A 20,851-nucleotide genomic window follows, 5' to 3' on the forward strand; every position below is an offset into this window, starting at 1 on the left:
GATTATTTTTTATTTTGTTTGATTAATTTTAAAACTTCTTTCATCGCTTTTTCGCCATCCATCATGCCATAGATTTCTGGTGCGATCACAGCAACTGGAATTCCTTGCGGTGCGAATTGTTCTTTGGTTTTTTCCAGCAAGAATTTTACTTGCGGGCCTAAAAGAATCGCCACTGGTTTTTCTTTTTCAACAACTTCTTGCGAACGCGCCACTGGAAAAGCCGTAATTTGAAGCGGCATATTGTGCTTATCGACGATTTCCATCATTTTGTTCACCATAATACTCGTTGACATTCCTGCATCACAAAATAGATAAATTTGTTTTTTACTCATGTTCTCCACTCTCCTATTGTTTATTCGATTGGTGCTTTGATTCGTTTTTCATATGCTTCTAACCACTCTTGGGTGATTGGCTGGATATTGGTAGTATGGTTCGCTCCCATATCGGCGATAAAAATTTGCGGTTCCTGCTGATCGTTACCAACACTAAAGGTAAATTCGACATTGGTGGCAACGCCCCACTCCCCTTTGGTGTTCATGGCGATCAAGGAGAAGGCGCCGGCCTTTCCATAGCGGGCGGTTAATTTATCGTGAAATTCATAAACGGCTTTATCGCAAGCAGCTTGCGGTGTGAAGCCTTCGCCCATCAAACGGACGATTTCATAGGATAAACATCCCTTCATTAGATCTTCACCTAAACCCGTCGCAGTTGCTCCGCCGATTTCGCTGTCGACGTAAAAGCCTGAACCAGATAACGGAGAATCCCCTACGCGACCCGGTTTTTTCATAAATAGACCCGAGCTGGAGGTTCCCGCTGTCAGCGTTCCCATTTGATCCAAGGTGATCGCGCCGACCGTATCATGGCCGTCATAAGGGTTTAAATTATTTTCGTGAATCTCTATTAGCCGTTTCTCCCAAATCTTGTGGGCCCGTTCTGTCAGCATGCTCTTTCTTTCAAAGCCTTCTAACATTGAATATTTTGTGGCACCTTCACCCACTCGAAAACTGTTGAATTTATCTTGACTAAGTTTTCGTGCGACAGAGATTGGATTTTTTACATCCGTGATCCCGGCGACTGCGCCGATTTCAAAGGTATCTCCATGCATGAAGGCCGCATCCATTTCCAAGATGCCCTCCGCGTTTGGCAATCCGCCAAACCCGACCGATTTATAGTAAGGATAATCCTCTACTGTTTTGATCAAGGTCTCTACGGCATCCCCCGCTTCACCTTTTTCTGCTAATAAGCGCATCGCTTCTACTACGCCATCGTGCGCCATACGCCATGTGGCAATTGCTCCCCACGCCATTGTCGTGCTCCTTCCGTTACCGTTTACATTTAAAAATCTGACCTCATTATAAATAGTATATACTGTTTTGTATATACTAAATTTGAAATTTATTTATCTTTTTTTAGCGTTTTCTAAGCTAAAAAAAATAAATCCTGCAAAAAAAGGCCTGACATTGATCGTCAGACCTTTTAAATTCTGCTATTCGATTAGTTTTAACATTCCCCGCATGTAAATTTCCATGTTTAGTAACAAGTCTTCTTCATCCATATATTCGTCGCGATTATGAGCGATACCCTTTTGCCCAGGAAATGACGGGCCGAACGCGACAATATTCGGAACAAAACGCGCATAGGTCGCTCCCGTAGTTGTTACCGGTGTCCCATCTAATCCCGTTACCTCTTCATAAACACTGGCTAGTGTTTGAACATTTGGATCCTCTTTCGGAAAATGACTGCTTTTGATTCTCCGGCTGACTTCTAACTGACTTTCAGCAGGCAGATGTGCTTCCAAAGCCCTTGTTACATCAGATTCTTCAATTGAAACCGGATAGCGAATGGCAACAGAAAGAGCTAATTGATTGCCCTTTTTGATTAACTGATAGGGGGTGATCATTAATTTTCCACTGTCAGCATCGGAAAAATCAATTCCCAACCCTTCACCATAATGCTGATTCGCCAAACTTTTGACGATCCATGAGAAATAATCCGCCAGCTTACCAGAAGTTCGGTTCTCTTGGATAATTTTCTCTGCTAACAGAGTAATCGCGTTTTCTCCAAGCTCAGGCGCGTTCGATGGAGCTCTTTTCCCGATTACATGAATTTCTGTGCCATTGATCGCTACGGACAAGTCATCAGGTACATGATCCCGTGCCTGATCACCGATAAAGTCACCTAAAATAGTCAATTCAGCTTCAGAGAACGTTGTCAGAATTTCATAATTGACGATTCCTCGTTCACCATAGACCACCGGATATTTGCAATCAGGAGTAAAACCGAATTGCGGTGCTTTTTCTTCACTTAAATACAGCGGAATATCCGAACTGCCGCTTTCCTCATCCGTTCCAAAAACGATCCGAATCGTCTTTTTGATTGGCAAATTCAGTTCTTTCAGCAGCTTCAACCCGAACAAGCAAGCGAGGATCGGTCCTTTATTGTCCAAAATTCCTCGGCCGTAGAAACGTTGATCCTGCTTGCTCAATTTGAAAGGTGGAAACGACCAGCCGTCACCGGCAGGCACGACATCCAAATGGCCCACTACGCCAATATATTCTTCAGCTTCACCCCACTGAGCATAGCCGACCGCGTCGTTTACGATCGCTGTTTCAAAACCATATTTTCGAGCCAATACCAGTGCTGTCTCTAGTGCTTTTTTGGGTCCCTTTCCGAAAGGTGCCTGTTCTGCAGGCGTTCCTTTGACACTTTCTACCTGCATCACTTGATCCAGATCCTGATAAAACTGCTCTTTGTTTTCCTCAATTACTTTTCTAAAATCAATGGACATGAGAAGCCTCCTGATTCCTATTAAATTTTCTATTTTATTTCGTACTCTCTAATGACTATAGCGGGTCAACGTTGTTTTGAAGACATAGCGGTCAGATCGATAATAGGAGATATCGTAAAAGATCGGCGTTGCATCTAACGCGAATGTCACCGAATAAACCTGCAGCAACGGTTCCCCCATCGGCACATCCAATAGTTTTGAAAGATCGGGAGTGACTAAGATAGCTTCTACCTCTTGGTGCGAATAGGCGATCTCAGTCTTTTCTTCCAACAACTTGAATAACGATCCGTCAAAATCCGCTTTGGTCAAGCCTTTGACATAATCTTCAGACAAGTAGATCTTTTCGACCGTCATCGGCTCGTCATCTAAAATCCGCCGACGAACGAGTTCATAGATTGGATGATCCTCTTCTAATTGCAGCGCGCCCAGTATTTCTTCTGAGGGCTCGTCTACCTTTTGAAACGAGATGACTTCCGTACTGCTGGTTTTCCCGTAGGCCTTCGCTGCTTCGGTAAAGCCTTGCAGCCCAGAACGTCCACTTTGAATTTTTGGCTGCGACATGACATAACTGCCCTTCCCACGGCGCTTGACCAAAATATTTTTATTGATCAAATCATCGATGGCTTTGCGAACCGTTAAGCGGCTGCAGTCGAATTCTTTAGCCAAATCGTACTCTGAAGGCAGCTTTTGCGAACTCACATAGACACCTTCATGGATTCGTTTTTCGATCTCAGCAGATACTTGGTCAAATTTCGCCTTTGTCGTTTTCTTTTCTTCCATAATCGCTCCTTATTCCTATTAATGTATTTATTTTTCTTTTGAGAAAAATAAGTCTGATGGTCATGCCGTATACCATTCCTCTAACCCATTAAAAATGCGAGTGGAACTGGCATCCTTATTCCTACTAATGTATTTATTTTTCTTTTGAGAAAAATAAGTCTGATGGTCATGCCATATACCATTCCTCTAACCCATTAAGAATGCGAGTGGAACTGGCACCCTTATTCCTATTAATCTATTTATTTCTATTTTTAAAGCCAAAGGTCTTCTCAATTTCACTATACTGATTCTTTGGCGTATTGGCTAGACCAACATTTACTAGTAAATATTCATTCGGTATATACCTAACAGTATATACTATATTCGTAATTTAAAAAAATTCAATCATTCTCAGATTTTTTTTACTTTTGAAACAGCGGGTTTTAATAAAATTATCTTCTCGCTCCGCTTTCTTTCTGAAGTCATTTCGCTTATAATACCGACAGGTGATTTTATGAATACAATAGATGCAACGGAAATCGTTGATAAAATGAGCAACCAAAAAATAAATTATGATCGTGTGTTGCACAAGATGATTCAATCATGGGAAAAAGAGGAAGTACGTCCGAGAATTCTGATTCATTCTTGCTGCGCGCCATGTAGTACATATACATTGGAATTTTTGACTCAGCACGCGGATGTGACAATTTTCTTTTCCAATTCAAACATCCATCCCGAAAGTGAGTATCAACGGCGGGTTCTGGTTCAAGAAAAATTTATCAATGACTTTAATGAAGCGACTGGCAATCAGGTGGACTTGATCATTGATGACTACAAACCGAATGAATTCATTCAATTGATGCAGCAAAAGAATTTGACTGAAGAACCTGAGGGCGGCGAACGCTGTACCGCCTGCTTTAATATGCGCTTGGATTTAGCGGCTAAAGAAGCGCTGGAACGTGGATATGACTATTTCGGCAGTGCCTTGACGATCTCCCCGAAAAAAAATAGTCAATTGATCAATCAAATCGGCATGGATATCCAAAAGATTTACAATACCCACTATTTGCCAAGTGATTTCAAAAAAAATTCCGGTTATCAACGCTCAATTGAAATGTGCAAAGAATATGATGTTTACCGTCAATGCTACTGCGGCTGTGTTTTTGCCGCGAAACAGCAGGGCTGTGATTTGAAAACGATCAATAAAGAAGCCAAAGCATTTGTGCAGGAACATCAGAAACAACCAGCGGAATCATAAGATTTTTTAGAACGGATAGATTTTCTCTATCGGTTCTTTTTTTGACCAAAGAAAATGATTCAAAATATGGATAAATTCTATTTTTTATTCATTTATCATTGCTTTTTTTATAAATAATGCGGATAAATCTCATGTAACCTTTACACGCTGGTGTCAGATTGGGTACAATTAACTAATTACAAAGCTGATTAAGAGAGGTTCTATTATGATCAAACGCAAACTTAATTCACGCTTCGGCTTCTTTTTATTACTGACGCTTTTATTGTGGGTTAAAAATTTATTTGCCTATTTTGTTGATTTCGATTTGAGATTGGATAATGCGCTGCAAGTATTCATCCTCTTGATTAACCCAATAGCGACAACGATGCTCTTTTTGTCGATCTTTTTATTTATCAGAAGAACTAAAGCCGCCTATATCACCGGCTATCTCATCTATTTGTTATTGAGCTTGCTGCTGTTTGCGAACGTCGTTTATTATCAGGAATTTACGGATTTTCTTACGATTGATACGATCTTGGGGGCCGGGAAAGTCGCCAGCGGTCTTGGCGAGAGTGCGATTCGTTTATTTAAGCCCCATGATGTGTTGTATTTTCTAGATTGTATCGTTGTATTAGCCGTCTTACTCCTCAAAAAAATACCCTTAGATATCCGTCCTGTTCGAGCGAAGTTTGCTTTTTCGGTCACGATCGCTTCTTTATTGTTCCTATCTGGAAATATTATTTTGGCGGAAACGAGTCGACCGGGGCTATTAACGAGGACCTTCTCCAGAGATTATCTGGTGAAATATTTAGGGATCAATGCTTACACGGTTTATGATGGTGTCAAGACTTACCAAGTCTCACAAATCCGCGCACAGGCAAGTCCCAATGATATGGAAGTACTGGCAGAAAAGCTGAAGCAGCAGCCAAAAGAAAAGAATCCTGAAACCTTTGGCATTGCTAAGGATAAGAACATTATTTACGTTCATTTGGAAAGTGCCCATCAATTCTTGATCGATTACAAACTGAAGGATGAAAATGGCGTAGAACATGAGGTAATGCCTTTCGTAAATGGTCTGTATCACAGCAACAGTTCCTTCAGCTTCGATAATTTTTACCATCAAGTGAGCGCTGGAAAAACCAGTGACGCAGAAACGTTGTTGGAAAATTCGCTGTTTGGACTGAATCAAGGCTCACTTTTCTCCCAACTGGGTGGGAAAAATACTTTTAACGCCGCACCTTCGATTCTTGATCAAAAATTGGGCTATACAACGGCCGCCTTCCACGGAAATGCCGGCAGCTTTTGGAATCGAAACGAGACCTATAAAAAATTCGGCTATCAGCATTTCTTTGATGCCAGCTATTACAAATTAAATGATGCTAACTCATTCCAATATGGCTTGCACGACAAACCCTTTTTCCAACAATCGGTGAAGTATTTGGAGCATTTGCAGCAGCCTTTTTATGCGAAGTTTCTGGCTGTTTCTAATCACTACCCGTTTTCTGAATTGCCCGAAGTGGAGAATGGTTTTCCTAAGGTAAATACCGGAGATTCTACGATCGACGGCTATTTCGCAACCGCAAACTATACGGATACCGCGATTAAGGAATTTTTCGATTATCTCAAAGCCAGCGGCCTCTACGAAAACTCGATGATTGTCTTATATGGGGATCACTATGGGATTTCTGATTCTCGGATCGAGGACACGAAGGAATTGTTTGGTAAGGAGGATTGGACGACTTTCGATACGATGCAGGCGCAAAAAGTTCCAATGATCATTCATATTCCCGGTCAAGAAAAGGGTGGGATCAATCATACTTATGGTGGACAGGTTGATGTACTGCCGACATTGTTAAACATGATCGGTTACGATTCGGACAATTTGATGCTGTTGGGACATGATATGCTGTCACCGAATAAAGAGGAACTGGTCGCCTTCCGCAACGGAAATTTCGTCACGAAGGATTATTCTTACCATAAAGGAGACGTTTACGACAATCAAACCGGCGACCTGTTAAACTTTAGCCGCCCTGAAGTGCTTGAAGAAGCGAAAGAGCTTAAAAAGAAAGTCGATGAACAGCTTGCCACTTCTGATCAAATCAATAATGGCGACCTGCTGCGATTCTATTATGACAGCGACCTGAGCCCAGTTAAAACCGAGCAGTTCAACTACAAAAATTCAGTGAAAACCTTGAATGGTATAGAAAAGCAGTTGGGTGATAAATCAACCAGTATCTTTTCTAAGAACGGTCAACGCTCGACGGAAGAGCTGTACAAAACAAAATCATTTAAAGAATACGCAAATGAAACAGACAAATAAAAAAAAGCGAAAACAGTGAGTAACAAACTGTTTTCGCCTTTTTTACGCTAATAATGTTTCTACAACCTGTAAGACTCCAGATTCATTATTGGATGGCGCCTGTTTTTTCGCTGTTGCTAAAACATCAGGACTGCACTCTTTCATGGCATAGCTGTGTTCCGTTAATGCCAGCATCTCCAAATCATTATTGGCATCGCCAAATGCGGCCAGCTCATTCGGCTCGATACCCCATTCTTCTAGTAAGCTCTTAATCGCTCGCCCCTTTGTTACTCCCGGAATAATGATATCGATACTGCCATGTCCGCTAGTAACCGCCGTAATTTCACCGGCAAATGCTTCGTTTAGATGTTCAGCGATCTCATACGTCTTCTCCACTTCGACATCCAAAGCAAATTTCACGATTGGATCATCTGGCAGCTCCGCATAATCCGCTAATTCTTCGAGACGATAGCTATAAATCCGCGCAAATTTTTTGAAGTCTTCGCTGGCGCTTTCCAACATATAAGAGGATTTGATACCGCAAGTCACAAATTCCAAATCGTGATCGCCCTCTACTAAGAACGTAATGATCTTTTCAGTGAGTTCTTTGGTAAAATGCCGCTCCTGCTGCAATCCTTGGTCGTTAAAAACCAAAGCCCCATTTTCCGAAACATAAGTAATTCCTTGATAGGAACTAAAAAATGAGCGCAACTGGTAATACTGATTTCCACTAGCTACAATGAAACGAACCCCTTTTTCTTGCATCCGGTTGAAAAGCTGCTCGAATCGAGGACGGTCATAGTCATTTTGTTTATTTAGAAATGTTCCATCCATATCTACTGCTACTGCTTTGATCATGCGTTGCCTCCTTTGATAAGTTGGTGTAAAACATTTAATTGCAGCTCAAAATTTTGACGTGCTTTTTTATTTTCCGTATCTAATATGAACCCGCAGGATAAATTCAGCAACGCGGCCAGCATCAGAAAGCCGGCGGTGATCAGTGTCGGCATCCGTTCCACCAAACCAGTTCGGAAATAGTCTAAGAAAACGGGAATTCCCAAAATGACTGCCAAGACGGCCAAAAATGCGGCCAATACACTGAAAAACAACAACGGACGATAATCTTTGAACAATTGGAAAATCGTCTTGATCACACGCAGCCCATCGGACACCGTATTCAATTTCGAATCGCTGCCTTCAGGTCGATCGCGATAATCGACCTCCACGTTTTTGATCACAAAGTTTTTATCCAACGCGTGAATATTCATTTCCGTTTCGATCTCGAAGCCTTTACTCAAAACCGGCATGCTCTTAGCAAACAGCGGGCTTAACGCACGATAGCCAGTCAAAATATCCTTGATATTGCCCTTGAAGAAATAATTGATCAGATTGCGTACGACGACATTGCCCGAATTATGGAAGGGACGTTTATTCTCCGAAAAATAAGTCGAAGACAAGCGATCGCCCGTCACCATATCCGCTCCGTTTTCCAAAACTTCACGGCACAAATTACGCGCATCTTTAGCAGGATACGTATCATCGCCATCGACCAGCAGATAACATTCGGCATCGATCTCGCGAAACATCGTTCGTACCACGTTTCCCTTTCCTTGGCGGCTTTCCTTTTTAACCTTCACCCCCGCCGCTTTGGCGATCGCATAGGTGTCGTCAGTAGAATTATTGTCGTACACATAAATCGTGCCTTCTGGTAATTCCTTCTTGAAATCATCGATCACTGCTTGAATGGTTTGCGCTTCGTTAAAGCAAGGGATCAGTACTGCAATTTTATCCAATCGCTCGTTCCTCTTTTCTTTGATTTATTCTATACTTTTTAGGCGTTTGATTAAAGCGCTCTTTAAACAGCTTTCCGAAATAGCTGGCATTTTTAAAGCCGCACTCTTGCGCGATTCGGTCCACAGTCCAACTCGTGTTCAGCATCAGCGCGACAGCCATTGACATGCGGTAATCGTTGATATACTCCATCGGTTTCTTTTGCGTAAAGCGGGCGAAAATGCGAAAGCACTCCGAGCGGCTGATTCCAGTATGCTGGCAAATCGTTTGAATCGTGACACGTTCCATGTAGTTCTGCTGAACATAATTCATCACGTCTTTGATTTCTTTTTCATATTTTTCCGAGCGCTTGCTTACCGGTTTTTTTTGCTGTTCCATCAGGTGAATGAACAGCTTTTCCCAAATCCGACTAAGCTTGGAAAGCACCCTTAGCTCATAGCCGATGCCTTCTTCAGTAGCTGCTAAATCTGTTAGCAGCTCATACATTTCTCGTCCCATCTCACTATTATGTTCGAATTTTTTCCCAAGGAAACCTTCCGCGCTTAACGCTTGAAAGTATTTTTGATAAATCGTCCCTGCACCGCCGGTTAATAAATCAGCCGAAAAAACGATCGTCAGCATCTCCGCCGATTCCGCTTTTTCCCGCAGCGCCGCACCATGCAGACTATTGGAATAAACGATCATGGTATCTCCTTCATTTAAGACAAATCGCTGATCGGCCAAACGATAATCCAAGGTCCCATTCAACAGCACATTCATTTCGATCGTCTCATGCCAATGATAATTCAAAATCTGACCGACTGTTTTGTTAAAATCATCCTGCCAAATACCGAAGGGGAAGGCATTATCCGGGTATTCCATCAATTCCTTCAAGTTACTGTCTAAGTAAAGCTCTTTCGCTAACACCGAATCACATCCGAAACTATTTTTATAGTATTTATGAACATTATAGCCTACCACCATAAAAAACTGAAACTATTTTTTTATAAATAGAAATTTCATTTACAAAAAAACACTTCCACGACTGTGAAAGTGTTTATCTCTATTTATCCGCGATATTAAATCCATTGAACAAATAAACTCCTAATACAGCGTTGAAAAGTGTGGCTGCGAACACACTAAAGCGTTCAGGAATGCCAAAGTATTCGATCGGCACAACATTGATACCAACCGCTCCAGCGATCATTAATACCAGCGCCAATCCGGCCCAAATCGCTAATGAAAAGAAGCTTTTTTCACGAATACCGCCAATTATGATCAAGACTAAAGAAATGATCGATAATAGAATGACTAGAACCGTCACTACCACATGCATCTGATCTTGAAATTCGCCTGCGTAACCGCTATCCGTTAGCGGAAACATCTGGTATCCGACACCGCTGACCCAGTTCATCGCGGTAAAAAAGTAGATCCCGCTTCGCAGCAGTTTCGTTAATTTGCCTTGAACAAAAATGAAAACCAAAGTTATCGATACCAAGCCGCACCCATTATATAGCGCAGAAAGCTGTCCCCATAATACGCGCGAAGGGGCATTCGATGCACTCAAATCACTGACGGCCTGCGCCATCCAATCATATCCCGGATAGGCCAGCGGACTTAAAAACACCGCCGCCGTATACGAAAGAAAACTGATTACCCCTAACAATCCTAACCATTGAATCCTTGATCTTCCCATCGTTTCTCCCTTTTTAACTAGCTTTTAGTTTTATTATACCGTTAATGAAACAAAAAAATCACTCCCGCTTTTGCGAAAGTGATTCGTTTTTAATAGACTTGGTATTCTTGCCCGGTTTGTTTGCCTTCCACGCTCTTAACGTAGGCCATCGCCACTCGCTCAGCGGGTACAGGCACAAACCCTTTAAAAGAATCTTGGTATTTGTCATAGGACTCGACCAAAACATTGGGGCTGACGCAGTTGATCCGGATTCCATGAGTGAAATCGATCGCCGCTGATTTTACAAAAGCTCTAACTCCGCCATTTGCCATCGCCGCAGAAGCCCCGCCAGGAATCGGATCATCCTTCATGATCCCTGTGGTCAAGGTGATGCTCCCATCACGTAATAAATAGTTTTGCCCGATCAGCGCCAAATTGATTTGGCCTAACAATTTGCTTTGTACCGCCACCATATTATCCTCTGGTGTCATTTCTTCTACTAATTGAAATTTTGCGGCTCCCGATGCATTAACGATCGCATCCACATGACCAACCTTTTTGAACATCGTTTCGATACTGTCCGTCGAAGTCAAATCTACTTGGACATCGCCGCTGGTTCTGCCCGCTAGAATAAGCTCATGATTCTCTTTTAATTTCTCAACGATCGCTTGACCGATCGTCCCTTTGCCGCCGACTACTAAAATACGCACAATCATTCACTCCTCGTTTTTTATAAACTAATTTTTTAATTCGTTTGTCATCCCAACGTTTTCCGCTAATAAAATTGAAATATGAAAACTTTGAGGCTGATATTTTACTGTTCTAAATATTCTTTGGTAGTTTTTGTCGTTACACCAAGATCACTCAATTTTTTATTCCAAATAGTTCGCATCGGCTTAATCACCGAATCATGAGCATCTTCGATCAATGTTACCGAGTAATTTTCTGCCAGCGCCCCTTTACAAGTACTTTGCACACAAGCATTACTCATCAAACCGACGACGACAAAATCATCCAGCTTATGATCGGCAACCAACAGCTGAAAATCTGATGATTTGAATGTATTCATTTGAACCTTTGAAACCACCAAATCATTTGCTCCTCGCTGCAATTTAGAAGAAAGTTCCCCATATCCGACTTTCTTTATGAAGATGACCGGCAGTTTTTTCTGATGAAAATGTCCGATTAATTCATTCACATTTTCCAGCAGTTTTTCCTTCCCAATTAACGGTGCCAATGTTCCAGTTTGAATATCCACAACCAATAATGCTGTCTGTTTCACCTAACCCCAACCTTTCAATTTCCTTCTATCCCATTATAATGCAATCGCGAAAGGCTTTCAGCCAAAATTGAGATTAACTTACGAGGAAAGAGAAAAATTGATAATCAGACAATCTATGAAAAGTTGGACTGACAGCTAGCTCATACGATTGAATGCATTTTTCCAAAAAAACAGAAAAATGCTTTTGTTTTCGTACGCATACCATTTTGCTAAACTACTTGTTCAATTACTTAATGAGATTCATATTCACCACTCAGATTTAAGATACTGCTAAAAACAGAACTGGCAGCTAACTCATACGGTTGAATGCATTTTTCTAAAAAACAGAAAAATGCTTTTGTTTTCGTACGCATACCATTTTGCTAAACCGCTTGCTCATTTTCTTACTAAAATCCTTATTTGTCACTCAAGATTAATATACTGCTAAAAGCAAAACTGGCAAAAGAAAAGACCCGCCGGGGCGGGTCAAAAAAATTAATCTTCTTTTTCTTTGTCGAGTTTTTTGTTGATTTTACCAGCAACATCGTCTGCTGTTTCTTTTGCTTTGTCTTTCGCTTTACCGAAGCCTTGTTGAATCTTCCCTTTTAATTCGGTTGATTCGTCATCTGTAACTTTTCCTTTTGCTTCGTTCACTTTACCTTTTAGTTCATCGTTGTTTGCCATAATAAACCCTCCTGTTTGATAAAATAATCGAAATTTGTTCCTAAAATTATTCTACCATCGGGAAAATTAGAAGGCGAAGAATTTGCTTATGAATTCAACAGTTGTTCCGCCTGTTGGATTTCGCGTTGGACTGTTTTGATTCGTTCCTCTTTTAATTCACTAGAAAACGTCAACCGTTCCAATCGTTCCAGTTCGATTTTCGCTGCCGCCAATTCAGCCTTTATCTCTAAAAGAACGCTTTCATTTATTTCCATTGTCTATTTCCTCCCAAGCATCACGTGCCGACCATCAACTGATTCTATGCTACACTGCTTTTGAGGTGAAGTAAATGCGAAATACTTGGTTGCAAGAACAATTAGCCACGATTTCAGATGAAAAGTATCAATTCGTTATAGGCGAAGCGGTAAAATACATTGAACAATTAGAAGATGACAACGAAAGTCTGCAAATCGCGCTGGAAGGCAATATTTGGAGTCCTAAAAAATGGAACGAAAAAGCAGAGAAGTAAGCCAAGGTTGACTGGCTGCTTCTCTGCTTTTTTGTACTATAAGCTGTAATGAATGACCTGTTCATATTTTTTAAACAGCTCTTGATTCAATTGGTCGCCGCCATCAAGATTAGCTGAGTAGAAAATAGGCGGGTATTCAACCCCACGTTCAATTAATTTACGTGTGACTTCTACGACAATCGTGTTTAAAATCGTCGCTCCAACTACTGTAGAACTAGGTCCAACCTTCTGCTCAATCCCTTCGATAGAACAACAGGCATCTCCCGTGTCTCCGTGATTATCCAAAACAACATCCGCTAATTCAAATAACCGTTTGCCTGATGAGTGACGACTCGAAACCTGTTTTGAATAATTGACATTCGTTAATGCCACGATCTTTACACCCTTTTTGATAGCCGATAATGCCAGATCAATCGTTACGGGATTTCGCCCAGAAACAGAATGGAGAATCAGCACATCACCTTCCTTGAAGGGAATCGTTGAGGCTAATGTAGTCCCATAGCCTTCCAAACGCTCCATTTTACTGGTAACCGTGATCGGTGATTGATCTAGCATCAGCTCGCGACCAAAAATTGCATTGATCGTCATCATTCCGCCAGCACGATAGTACAGCTCTTCCGCCAAAATCCCCGCATGGCTCGCTCCAAAAATATAAATTCCCTTTTCATTCAAATTAGCATCTGTCAGCAGCTCAATCGCTTGATTTATTGCTTCTGCTTCTTTTAACTCAACCTCTTTTAGTATTTCCTGAATACGATCAAAGTATTGAAACATTTAAAACCCTCCAAACAAACTGCCCACTAGTTTTCCGACCATTCCCCACAAGGAAAGATCATTTCCGCCAAAGATCAGTATCCAATTCTGAATTGTCGTACTAAACATTACCGCTGAAACACCGACTAGCAGAACCATCACTATCGATGCAGTAATTGTCCCAATAATTGCTCCGCGAAGTCCGCCTTGTCCTTCCCCGATTACAGCAGCACCGCCGCATTCGAAAAAGCTCGTGATGACCAATGGAACAATCAAAATACCGAAAAGATCAAAACTATTAACGATAATAACCATGATTGTTGACGTAACCATCGCGACGATAAAACCAATGATTACGGCATTTGGACGGTAATTAAATAGAATCGGCACATCGAATGCCGGTTTTGCCCCGGGCACGACTTTTTCAGCAATCCCTTGGAAGGCAGGAATAATTTGATTGATCAGCAGGCGAACACCGTAAAGCATGATCAGTAAGCCGGCACCAAAATTTAGACCTGCTTCAATCCCAAACATAACTAGGTTGCCGCCTTTGGGAATCAAGACAGGAGCAATAATCCCCACAACAAGATTCATCAAAAACATCACCAGTCCGCCAGTAATCGAAATTTCTCTAAAGAAGGATAAACTTTCCGGAACATTCAAGTCCTCTGTAGATTTTTCCTTATTACCCACTCTTTTTGCAACGAATCCGGAAATCAAAGATAATATTCCTGTCGGATGACCAATCAAGAAGGAGTCGTCCCCGGTGGCATCCCAGACATATTTCCGCATAATCCACGGCATCACTGACCAGTAAACGGCTGACAAGACCGCACTTACTACAATTAGCATGGTCCCCTTCATGCCGGCCTCTACCCCACCAGCAACCAATACAAATGGGAACCACCAAAGCATATGACCGGTTAAGAAAATCGTTTTGATCGGTGTGAAACGCGCGATCAATAAATGCAGGATCAAGCCCAAGAACATCGCCAGACCTACTGTCCCGCCGTATTCAGCAGTAAAGGTCACGTCTGAAAGTCCTTCCGCTACTTTTACCCCTAACTGTGTTTGGACGGCCACATTAATTGGTGCGATCGTACCTACCAGCATGTTGACACCAGCAGTTAAAATAACCATCCCAAAAGCCGCAGTCATAGAACCTTTAATAATTTCAGAAATCGATTTTCGTTGGATGACTAGTCCAATCATAGCAATTAATCCTAATAGCACCGGCGGATTTTTTAGAATGTGATCTGTAATAAATCCCATTATCTTACCCCTCTCTTTCGTTTAAGTATTTTTCCATTTGCGCACGTACTTCAGCAACATCCATATATTTTTTAATCGGATAAACAGGTGATTTAACCGATGATTTTAGTTCCGTCAACAATTCATTGCTGGTGAAATATACATCGGCCGGTGTCGCCTTCGCTGTTGAGAGATCCGTATTTTCAACAGTGGCTTTCAAACCTAATTCCTTCACCACTTTATCAATTGACATCTTCAATACCATCGAACTGCCTACACCAAATCCACAGACTGCTAAAATTTTCATCTTCCATTTCCTCCTTCAATAAACAAATTGGTTATTTCTGCTTTATTTCCGCTTAGAATTACCTGATATTTCTGGGTATCCATAAAGATTGTCATGATCTTCTGCAAGCTTTCTAAATGGCTTTGATTGTCTTTGGCCGCTAGAATTAAAAATATCTTCACGGGTTTGTTCATCATATCGACAGGTTCCTTCACTACCAGCAGACTCATACTTTGCTGAATAACCCCCTCTCCAGGACGAGTGTGCATCAAAGCAAAATAATCGGCTATTACCATATACGGTCCGTGTTCCTTCACACTGTTAATCATGGATTGGATATATTCTTGAGTGATAAATCCCTGTTTTAGCAAAGGTTCACTGGCAAGTTTGACTGCTTGCTGCCAATTCTCAATTGTTTCGGCGACCTGAATTTGATCTTTTGGTAATATCGTATTTGTTAAAGTCATGTTTTAACCTCCATCATTTTTGATATGAATCCGTTTTTATCCTCAATCCCTTGCATGACCAATTCCATCACAGGTTCCACTTTTCGAACTTCCTCTTCCTTGATTATCAATAAGACGATAATATCGACTTTTTGATTCCCCCAGTTGATGGGTTTGTCTAAAATCAAAATTGAAATCGTTGTTTTCTCAACAAATTCAGGTGAACCATGAGGAATCGCAAAGCCGTTATCTAAATAGGTCGATTGCAATCTTTCGCGTTCCCAAACAGATAATTTGAACTTTTCTTTTAGTTCCTCGTCAGAAAAGGCTTGCTGATCAATTAAGAAATTTAAGGCTTCCTGCTTCGTCGAAAAATTTTGAAATAAAATATTTTGTGCAATCAGATCTTTAGTCTCGCTGGCTATTTCCAATTTAGACGGAGCATTTTGCTCTCGGGCAATGATCAAATCAATATAATGATTCATAATTCGTTTCATGTCCTTCGCTGTCACCATCGGACTGATTCGGACAACTGGTTTTTCAGTGATCGGTACAGGAACAGTGGATATAATAAAATCAACATCCGAAAGGTCCATTTTCGTAAGGGTCGAGGTCGATACGGTTTCAATGCTATTCACATCAGGTAATATCCGACGGATTTTCGCCGAAACAAACGAACTTGTTCCGATTCCATTTGGACAAACAAACAAAATTTTATGCATCTTTTTAATACGCTCCAAAGCAGCTTGAAAATGAATACTTACGAAACCCACCTCATCATCAGACAAAGCAATTTGGTACGGCTTACAAAAATCTGCTAACGCAAACCAAACAACACCATATAGAGACGGATACGTTTGCTTAATTTCCTCAATCAGCGGATTGACTACTGATGATTGGGCCTCGAGCCGTAAAATCAATTGATACAGATGTACCACTAAATCTTCTTCCAAACGTCCGTCCTGCGTTAAATCCGTCTGCAGGCCCTCACTAACTTTTTGGATCAAAAAACGGACTTTCCCTCTAAAACTGAGGGGAATCGCATCATCCTTCATAAAGAAACGCAAGCCGCTTCCGACAATCAAGTAGGTTAAATGCTGGATTTCTTCTTGGGAAAAATGATAAATGTTTTGTTCCTGCAGCTCGTTTAAAAGTCCATAAACTAAGGGATACTTGTCAAATTCCAAGAAGAACCTGCCATATTGGTTGGTTCCTTCTAAGTGAATGTGATGATTTTCCTTAGCTCGTTGAATGATTAGTACAATAGAAACAATAATATTCTGAGTATAGCTTTCAGGTATCTCGATCTTTTTCTCATTCAGTGCTCGCGAGAATCCTTGGGCGACTTTTTTCATTAACGCCGCATCAATGAAATGTTCCGTCGATAATTCATTATTCAGCAGATTAAGTACAATTCGTTTTAATATTTTCTGGATTTGTGCTTCTGATCCTTTGAAATAGGTGCCCGAGTTGTCAAACGTTAACGCTAAATCCTCCTTCGAAAACACATCCTTAATATAGGAAATATCATTGGCGATGCTGCTTCGAGAAACATAATAATCCTCTGATAATTGCTGATAACTTAGATGCTCCTGATTAAGCAAACGTTTGATAATCAAATACTTCCGTTGTTTACTATCTACATATTCGTTATTCATTATCATCCTCACCTTCATCCTTAATGTAGCACGCCTCCAAAATGGCAAGTAGACCAAAAAATAGTCCCGTAAAATAAAAAAACACTGAACACTACTTTTCGTTCATTGCCCAAGGTTTGTGTAACTTAAAATATAACATGTCCTGCCATACAAAAAAGACCCTCTAGCAAGAGGATCTTTCATCTAAATATCGAACAGCGTGCATTAAGCGTTCCGCACCATCAATGATTTTTTCTTTTGGTGCTCCGAGATTGAAGCGCAGATAATCGGCGCCTTCTGGTCCATAGGTCGCGCCTTTCATGATGGCGACTTTTTCTTGTTTGACCAAAACCGTCTGCAATTCATCCATGCTATAAGGCAATTCCTTGACGTTGATCCAGCCGAGATAGGTCGCTTCTGGAATGGCAAAGTGAATGCGTGGATCACCAGCCAAAATCTTTTTCAATAGCTCAAAATTTCCATCAATAGTCCGATTCAGCTCTTCCAGCCAATTTTTTTGATTGTTGTAGCAATCCATCGTTGCCAAGAGTGCCGGATATGGAATCGACGATAGACCGTCTCTTCCCTTCAAAATACTCAAAAATTGCTCGCGGAGTGCTGCTTCTGGAAACAGCGCGTAGGAACCGCCAAGTCCTGGTGAATTGAAGGTTTTCGATGCGGAGGATAATAAAACGACCGGCACCTCAATTTGATCAATAAAACGTAAAATTGGTAAATGCTGCTTTCCGGGACGGCGAACATCCATATGAATTTCATCGCTGATGAGCGCGACATGATAGGCGTTGCATAATGAAATCAGGCGCGTCAATTCCTCTTCGGTGAATACTCGGCCTGTTGGATTATGCGGGTTGCACAATAGGAAGATCGCTGGTTTTTCAGCAATGAATACTTTTTCCAGTGCTGGAAAATCGATCGTAAATTGTTCGTTCTGATTCGTTAGTGAAAAGCCTATCAGTTCTCGTTCATTTCCGCCGATGCAATTGAAAAAGGCATCGTAACAAGGTGTGAAGGTCACGATTTTGTCGTTTTTTTGGCTTAGCAATTGAATGCAAACCGATAAGCTGTAAATCACACTCGGTGAATAGACACACCACTCGGGATCAAGCTCACTGTCGAATTCCTGCTGGAACCAGCGGGTGATGCTGCGTTTGTAATCCAAATGATTCCAGCGAGTATAGCCGAAAAAGCCTCGTGCAACGGCTTCATCCAGTACCTCGATCGTGCCATCTGGAATCATAAAATCCGTATCTGAAATAGAAAACGGCAGCAGGTCCTTTTCGCCAAAACGATCCTGTACATAGTCCCATTGGGTCGAATAAGTTCCGTAACGGGAACGTTGTTCGTTAAAATTGCTCAAGATCGCAGCCTCCTTCATCTAATGAACGGATAACTGTCGACAGCAGCTCGATCGTCGCTTCGACATCGGAGATCGCCACGATCGAATTCCATGAATGACAGTAACGAACCGGCACGCAAAATACTAAGGTTGGTTTCCCGGCGTATAGCTGGACTGATCCAGCATCCGTGCCGCCTCCGCCTAATAGATCATATTGCCAAGCGATTTGATTCTTTTCGGCGATTTCCTTGCAATAATCTAGTAATTTTAAATTGCCGAGAGCTGTTTTATCCGCCAAGACCAAACCGGGGCCGTTTCCTTGAATGCGATTGGGAAATTCTGCCGCTTTCGGCGTATCTTTCCCATTGGCAACATCGATCACGATATTGATGTCCGCTTCGACTTGCGCCGCAGCGACTTTTGAGCCGCGGGTTCCCGCTTCTTCTTGAACAGTCCCAACACCGATGACTTCGATATTTTTAGTTTCAACTTGATTTTTGATTTGCGCCATGACGGTACAAGCCACCCGATCATCCAACGCTTTGCCGATGATTTTCTTTTGATTGAAGCTTTTCTTTGCCGCTGTATTCGGCAAAATCATATCGCCAACCTGCAAGCCGGCCGCTTCTAATTCAGCCTTTGACTGAACGCCAAAATCAATGTACATCTCACTGAGGGGCACGACTTCGGACATTTTATGGCTTGTTTTGGGTAGTGTCCCCACGATTCCTTCCAAAACGGCGCCGTTTTTACGACAGGTCGCCCGTACTTGTTGACCTAAAACCACATGGCCCCACCAGCCGCCAATCGGATAAAAATAAACAAAGCCGTCCTCGGTCATCCGATGAACGAAAAAGCCGACCTCATCCATATGGGCGTACAGAGCGATTTTTTTCTTAGTAGTTTGCAAATCACCGAAATAAAGATTGCCAAATGCATCCTTCGTGACTGGTCCTTGAATCGTTTCTTGCAGCGCCGCTTGAACCTGTGCCTCTTGTCCTGGCAATGCGTCTAGGTTAGATAATTCCATCAATAATTTATCCGTTGCAGTCAATTGTCATCCACTCCTTATTAAACTGAGTCAAAATTTCGGCGTGCCCCGCTTCATTCACGACTACATCATCTTCGATTCGAATACCAAAACCAGATGCTGGTAAATACACTCCCGGTTCAATCGTAAAGGTCATATTCTTTTCGATTGGCAACGCCACATTTGGTGCCAATGCCGGATATTCGTGACAAGAAAGTCCGATACCGTGACCTAGATTGTGGCTGAAGAACTGCGCCAGATTGTCCTGCTCCAAAATTTGCCGTGCCGTTTGGTCGATCTCCCCGAGCGTTTTCCCTAGAGCCACTGTTTGAATCGCCGTTTTTTGGGCAGTCAAAACCTGCTGATAGGTTTGTTCGATTTCAGCGGATACTTCACCAAAGCCGAAAGTCCGTGTGATATCCGAATAATAGCCTTGATAAATCGAACCAAAATCGATCATGATCAGCTCATTGGCTTCAATTTTTTTCTGACTGGCATGGGCATGAGGCAAGGCCGTGCGTGTTCCTGAAGCTACGATCGTTTCAAAAGCGGGACCTTCACTGCCTAGTTTCTTGCTGCGGTAATCAATTTCATTGGCCAATTCCAACTCGCTCATTCCGCTGCGGATCATCGGCAAGATAATCTCCAACGTTTGATCTGCGATAGCGGCCGCTTGCTTGATTGCTTGAATTTCTTCTGATGTTTTGATCATCCGCAGGCTTTCGATTAAATTGGCTGTTTTGATTAATTGCCCGCCGACTTCTTCCAGCAATGATTGGAAGCCGATAAATGTTTGATAGGAAATCGTGCCTGCTTCAAATCCTAGAGTCAATCCCTTCACGAAGGGCTGTAAAGTCGATAGCAGATTGCCGCCAACAGGAATCTCACAAATCTCAACTCCAGCAGTCTGCTGCTGCGCTTGTTGTGTATAGCGGCCATCTACAAAGAGACGCAAGTCGTTTTCTGTGACCAATAATAGTCCGTTAGAACCGGTAAATCCGCATAGGTAGCGGCGATTGATTTTGTCCGTCACTAACAGTCCAGATAGCTGCTTTTCGGCCAGCAGTTGTCGTAATTTTTCTATTCTCATCTGATTACTCCTTATTTCTA

The 20,851-nt window shown here is 41.9% G+C and carries 23 protein-coding genes; 3 read left to right on the forward strand and 20 right to left on the reverse strand.

Annotated elements, in window-relative coordinates; translation table 11 throughout:
• Nucleotides 1–2: 2 nt before the first annotated feature.
• From PGP85_RS07815 to PGP85_RS07830, 4 genes are all read right to left on the reverse strand, one after another.
• Nucleotides 3–332, reverse strand: a complete 330-nt coding sequence (locus PGP85_RS07815) for a PTS sugar transporter subunit IIB (RefSeq protein WP_010741689.1) — start codon at nucleotides 330–332, stop codon at nucleotides 3–5.
• Nucleotides 333–352: 20 nt separating this feature from the next.
• Nucleotides 353–1,306: a N(4)-(beta-N-acetylglucosaminyl)-L-asparaginase gene (locus PGP85_RS07820; RefSeq protein WP_010741688.1), complete on the reverse strand. Its 954-nt coding sequence runs from the start codon at nucleotides 1,304–1,306 to the stop codon at nucleotides 353–355.
• A 180-nt stretch (nucleotides 1,307–1,486) separates the two neighbouring features.
• Nucleotides 1,487–2,788, reverse strand: coding sequence for a Sapep family Mn(2+)-dependent dipeptidase (locus tag PGP85_RS07825; RefSeq protein WP_270326940.1), 1,302 nt, complete (start codon nucleotides 2,786–2,788; stop codon nucleotides 1,487–1,489).
• Nucleotides 2,789–2,836: 48 nt separating this feature from the next.
• Nucleotides 2,837–3,568 carry a GntR family transcriptional regulator, LSA1692 subfamily gene (locus PGP85_RS07830; protein ID WP_270326942.1) on the reverse strand — a complete coding sequence of 244 codons (732 nt, stop codon included), beginning with the start codon at nucleotides 3,566–3,568 and terminating at the stop codon, nucleotides 2,837–2,839.
• Nucleotides 3,569–4,061: 493 nt separating this feature from the next.
• On the opposite strand from PGP85_RS07830, the gene PGP85_RS07835 reads away from it, so the two are divergent.
• Nucleotides 4,062–4,805 carry an epoxyqueuosine reductase QueH gene (locus tag PGP85_RS07835; RefSeq protein ID WP_090402652.1) on the forward strand — a complete coding sequence of 248 codons (744 nt, stop codon included), beginning with the start codon at nucleotides 4,062–4,064 and terminating at the stop codon, nucleotides 4,803–4,805.
• Between the two features lie 205 nt (nucleotides 4,806–5,010).
• Entirely contained in the window at nucleotides 5,011–7,104 is a 2,094-nt protein-coding gene (locus tag PGP85_RS07840; protein ID WP_270326946.1) for an LTA synthase family protein, read from the forward strand.
• A gap of 42 nt (nucleotides 7,105–7,146) precedes the next feature.
• Here the strand turns inward: PGP85_RS07840 and PGP85_RS07845 are convergent, their stop codons facing one another.
• From PGP85_RS07845 to PGP85_RS07880, 8 genes are all read right to left on the reverse strand, one after another.
• Entirely contained in the window at nucleotides 7,147–7,941 is a 795-nt protein-coding gene (locus PGP85_RS07845; protein ID WP_270326948.1) for a Cof-type HAD-IIB family hydrolase, read from the reverse strand.
• On the reverse strand, nucleotides 7,938–8,876 hold the full coding sequence (locus tag PGP85_RS07850) for a glycosyltransferase family 2 protein (protein WP_270326951.1): 939 nt from the start codon (nucleotides 8,874–8,876) through the stop codon (nucleotides 7,938–7,940). The genes PGP85_RS07845 and PGP85_RS07850 overlap by 4 nt, the downstream gene beginning before the upstream one ends.
• Nucleotides 8,869–9,780, reverse strand: coding sequence for an AraC family transcriptional regulator (locus PGP85_RS07855; RefSeq protein WP_270326953.1), 912 nt, complete (start codon nucleotides 9,778–9,780; stop codon nucleotides 8,869–8,871). Before PGP85_RS07855 ends, PGP85_RS07850 begins: the two co-directional genes overlap by 8 nt.
• A 136-nt stretch (nucleotides 9,781–9,916) precedes the next feature.
• On the reverse strand, nucleotides 9,917–10,549 hold the full coding sequence (locus tag PGP85_RS07860; RefSeq protein WP_270326955.1) for a DUF998 domain-containing protein: 633 nt from the start codon (nucleotides 10,547–10,549) through the stop codon (nucleotides 9,917–9,919).
• 89 nt (nucleotides 10,550–10,638) lie between these two features.
• The gene (locus PGP85_RS07865) at nucleotides 10,639–11,238 is read right to left on the reverse strand and encodes a short chain dehydrogenase (protein WP_090402687.1); all 600 of its coding nucleotides are present in this window, start codon (nucleotides 11,236–11,238) and stop codon (nucleotides 10,639–10,641) included.
• A 104-nt stretch (nucleotides 11,239–11,342) separates the two neighbouring features.
• Nucleotides 11,343–11,810: a cysteine hydrolase family protein gene (locus tag PGP85_RS07870; RefSeq protein WP_010741678.1), complete on the reverse strand. Its 468-nt coding sequence runs from the start codon at nucleotides 11,808–11,810 to the stop codon at nucleotides 11,343–11,345.
• A 474-nt stretch (nucleotides 11,811–12,284) separates the two neighbouring features.
• Nucleotides 12,285–12,473, reverse strand: a complete 189-nt coding sequence (locus PGP85_RS07875) for a CsbD family protein (RefSeq protein ID WP_090402663.1) — start codon at nucleotides 12,471–12,473, stop codon at nucleotides 12,285–12,287.
• Between the two features lie 86 nt (nucleotides 12,474–12,559).
• On the reverse strand, nucleotides 12,560–12,727 hold the full coding sequence (locus tag PGP85_RS07880) for a hypothetical protein (RefSeq protein WP_270326959.1): 168 nt from the start codon (nucleotides 12,725–12,727) through the stop codon (nucleotides 12,560–12,562).
• Nucleotides 12,728–12,801: 74 nt separating this feature from the next.
• Here PGP85_RS07880 and PGP85_RS07885 point away from each other — a divergent pair, with 74 nt between their 5' ends.
• The gene (locus PGP85_RS07885; protein ID WP_010741675.1) at nucleotides 12,802–12,981 is read left to right on the forward strand and encodes a hypothetical protein; all 180 of its coding nucleotides are present in this window, start codon (nucleotides 12,802–12,804) and stop codon (nucleotides 12,979–12,981) included.
• 36 nt (nucleotides 12,982–13,017) lie between these two features.
• On the opposite strand, the gene PGP85_RS07890 is transcribed toward PGP85_RS07885, so the two are convergent.
• The 8 genes from PGP85_RS07890 to PGP85_RS07925 form a co-directional block, all read right to left on the reverse strand.
• Nucleotides 13,018–13,755: an SIS domain-containing protein gene (locus PGP85_RS07890; protein ID WP_270326961.1), complete on the reverse strand. Its 738-nt coding sequence runs from the start codon at nucleotides 13,753–13,755 to the stop codon at nucleotides 13,018–13,020.
• Nucleotides 13,756–15,006, reverse strand: a complete 1,251-nt coding sequence (locus PGP85_RS07895; RefSeq protein WP_010741673.1) for a PTS ascorbate transporter subunit IIC — start codon at nucleotides 15,004–15,006, stop codon at nucleotides 13,756–13,758.
• A 4-nt stretch (nucleotides 15,007–15,010) separates the two neighbouring features.
• A complete protein-coding gene (locus tag PGP85_RS07900; RefSeq protein ID WP_010741672.1) occupies nucleotides 15,011–15,292 on the reverse strand; it encodes a PTS sugar transporter subunit IIB in 282 nt (93 codons plus the stop codon).
• On the reverse strand, nucleotides 15,289–15,738 hold the full coding sequence (locus PGP85_RS07905; RefSeq protein ID WP_270326964.1) for a PTS sugar transporter subunit IIA: 450 nt from the start codon (nucleotides 15,736–15,738) through the stop codon (nucleotides 15,289–15,291). The genes PGP85_RS07900 and PGP85_RS07905 overlap by 4 nt, the downstream gene beginning before the upstream one ends.
• Nucleotides 15,735–17,375, reverse strand: a complete 1,641-nt coding sequence (locus tag PGP85_RS07910) for a BglG family transcription antiterminator (RefSeq protein WP_270326965.1) — start codon at nucleotides 17,373–17,375, stop codon at nucleotides 15,735–15,737. The genes PGP85_RS07905 and PGP85_RS07910 overlap by 4 nt, the downstream gene beginning before the upstream one ends.
• 163 nt (nucleotides 17,376–17,538) lie before the next feature.
• Nucleotides 17,539–18,732, reverse strand: coding sequence for a MalY/PatB family protein (locus PGP85_RS07915; protein WP_270326966.1), 1,194 nt, complete (start codon nucleotides 18,730–18,732; stop codon nucleotides 17,539–17,541).
• Nucleotides 18,719–19,765: a M42 family metallopeptidase gene (locus tag PGP85_RS07920; protein WP_270326967.1), complete on the reverse strand. Its 1,047-nt coding sequence runs from the start codon at nucleotides 19,763–19,765 to the stop codon at nucleotides 18,719–18,721. The genes PGP85_RS07915 and PGP85_RS07920 overlap by 14 nt, the downstream gene beginning before the upstream one ends.
• Nucleotides 19,749–20,831, reverse strand: coding sequence for a M24 family metallopeptidase (locus PGP85_RS07925; protein WP_270326969.1), 1,083 nt, complete (start codon nucleotides 20,829–20,831; stop codon nucleotides 19,749–19,751). Before PGP85_RS07925 ends, PGP85_RS07920 begins: the two co-directional genes overlap by 17 nt.
• Between the last annotated feature and the right edge of the window lie 20 nt (nucleotides 20,832–20,851).

The sequence above is a fragment of the Enterococcus malodoratus genome, assembly GCF_027659535.1.
Taxonomy (GTDB): domain Bacteria; phylum Bacillota; class Bacilli; order Lactobacillales; family Enterococcaceae; genus Enterococcus_A; species Enterococcus_A malodoratus.

Excerpts from the sequence above, each read along its gene's own strand:
- PGP85_RS07815 (WP_010741689.1), bottom strand. The coding sequence starts at position 332 with ATGAGTAAAAAACAAATTTATCTATTTTGTGATGCAGGAATGTCAACG.
- PGP85_RS07820 (WP_010741688.1), bottom strand. The coding sequence starts at position 1,306 with ATGGCGTGGGGAGCAATTGCCACATGGCGTATGGCGCACGATGGCGTA.
- PGP85_RS07825 (WP_270326940.1), bottom strand. The coding sequence starts at position 2,788 with ATGTCCATTGATTTTAGAAAAGTAATTGAGGAAAACAAAGAGCAGTTT.
- PGP85_RS07830 (WP_270326942.1), bottom strand. The coding sequence starts at position 3,568 with ATGGAAGAAAAGAAAACGACAAAGGCGAAATTTGACCAAGTATCTGCT.
- PGP85_RS07835 (WP_090402652.1), top strand. The coding sequence starts at position 4,062 with ATGAATACAATAGATGCAACGGAAATCGTTGATAAAATGAGCAACCAA.
- PGP85_RS07840 (WP_270326946.1), top strand. The coding sequence starts at position 5,011 with ATGATCAAACGCAAACTTAATTCACGCTTCGGCTTCTTTTTATTACTG.
- PGP85_RS07845 (WP_270326948.1), bottom strand. The coding sequence starts at position 7,941 with ATGATCAAAGCAGTAGCAGTAGATATGGATGGAACATTTCTAAATAAA.
- PGP85_RS07860 (WP_270326955.1), bottom strand. The coding sequence starts at position 10,549 with ATGGGAAGATCAAGGATTCAATGGTTAGGATTGTTAGGGGTAATCAGT.
- PGP85_RS07875 (WP_090402663.1), bottom strand. The coding sequence starts at position 12,473 with ATGGCAAACAACGATGAACTAAAAGGTAAAGTGAACGAAGCAAAAGGA.
- PGP85_RS07880 (WP_270326959.1), bottom strand. The coding sequence starts at position 12,727 with ATGGAAATAAATGAAAGCGTTCTTTTAGAGATAAAGGCTGAATTGGCG.
- PGP85_RS07885 (WP_010741675.1), top strand. The coding sequence starts at position 12,802 with ATGCGAAATACTTGGTTGCAAGAACAATTAGCCACGATTTCAGATGAA.
- PGP85_RS07890 (WP_270326961.1), bottom strand. The coding sequence starts at position 13,755 with ATGTTTCAATACTTTGATCGTATTCAGGAAATACTAAAAGAGGTTGAG.
- PGP85_RS07895 (WP_010741673.1), bottom strand. The coding sequence starts at position 15,006 with ATGGGATTTATTACAGATCACATTCTAAAAAATCCGCCGGTGCTATTA.
- PGP85_RS07900 (WP_010741672.1), bottom strand. The coding sequence starts at position 15,292 with ATGAAAATTTTAGCAGTCTGTGGATTTGGTGTAGGCAGTTCGATGGTA.
- PGP85_RS07905 (WP_270326964.1), bottom strand. The coding sequence starts at position 15,738 with ATGACTTTAACAAATACGATATTACCAAAAGATCAAATTCAGGTCGCC.
- PGP85_RS07910 (WP_270326965.1), bottom strand. The coding sequence starts at position 17,375 with ATGAATAACGAATATGTAGATAGTAAACAACGGAAGTATTTGATTATC.
- PGP85_RS07925 (WP_270326969.1), bottom strand. The coding sequence starts at position 20,831 with ATGAGAATAGAAAAATTACGACAACTGCTGGCCGAAAAGCAGCTATCT.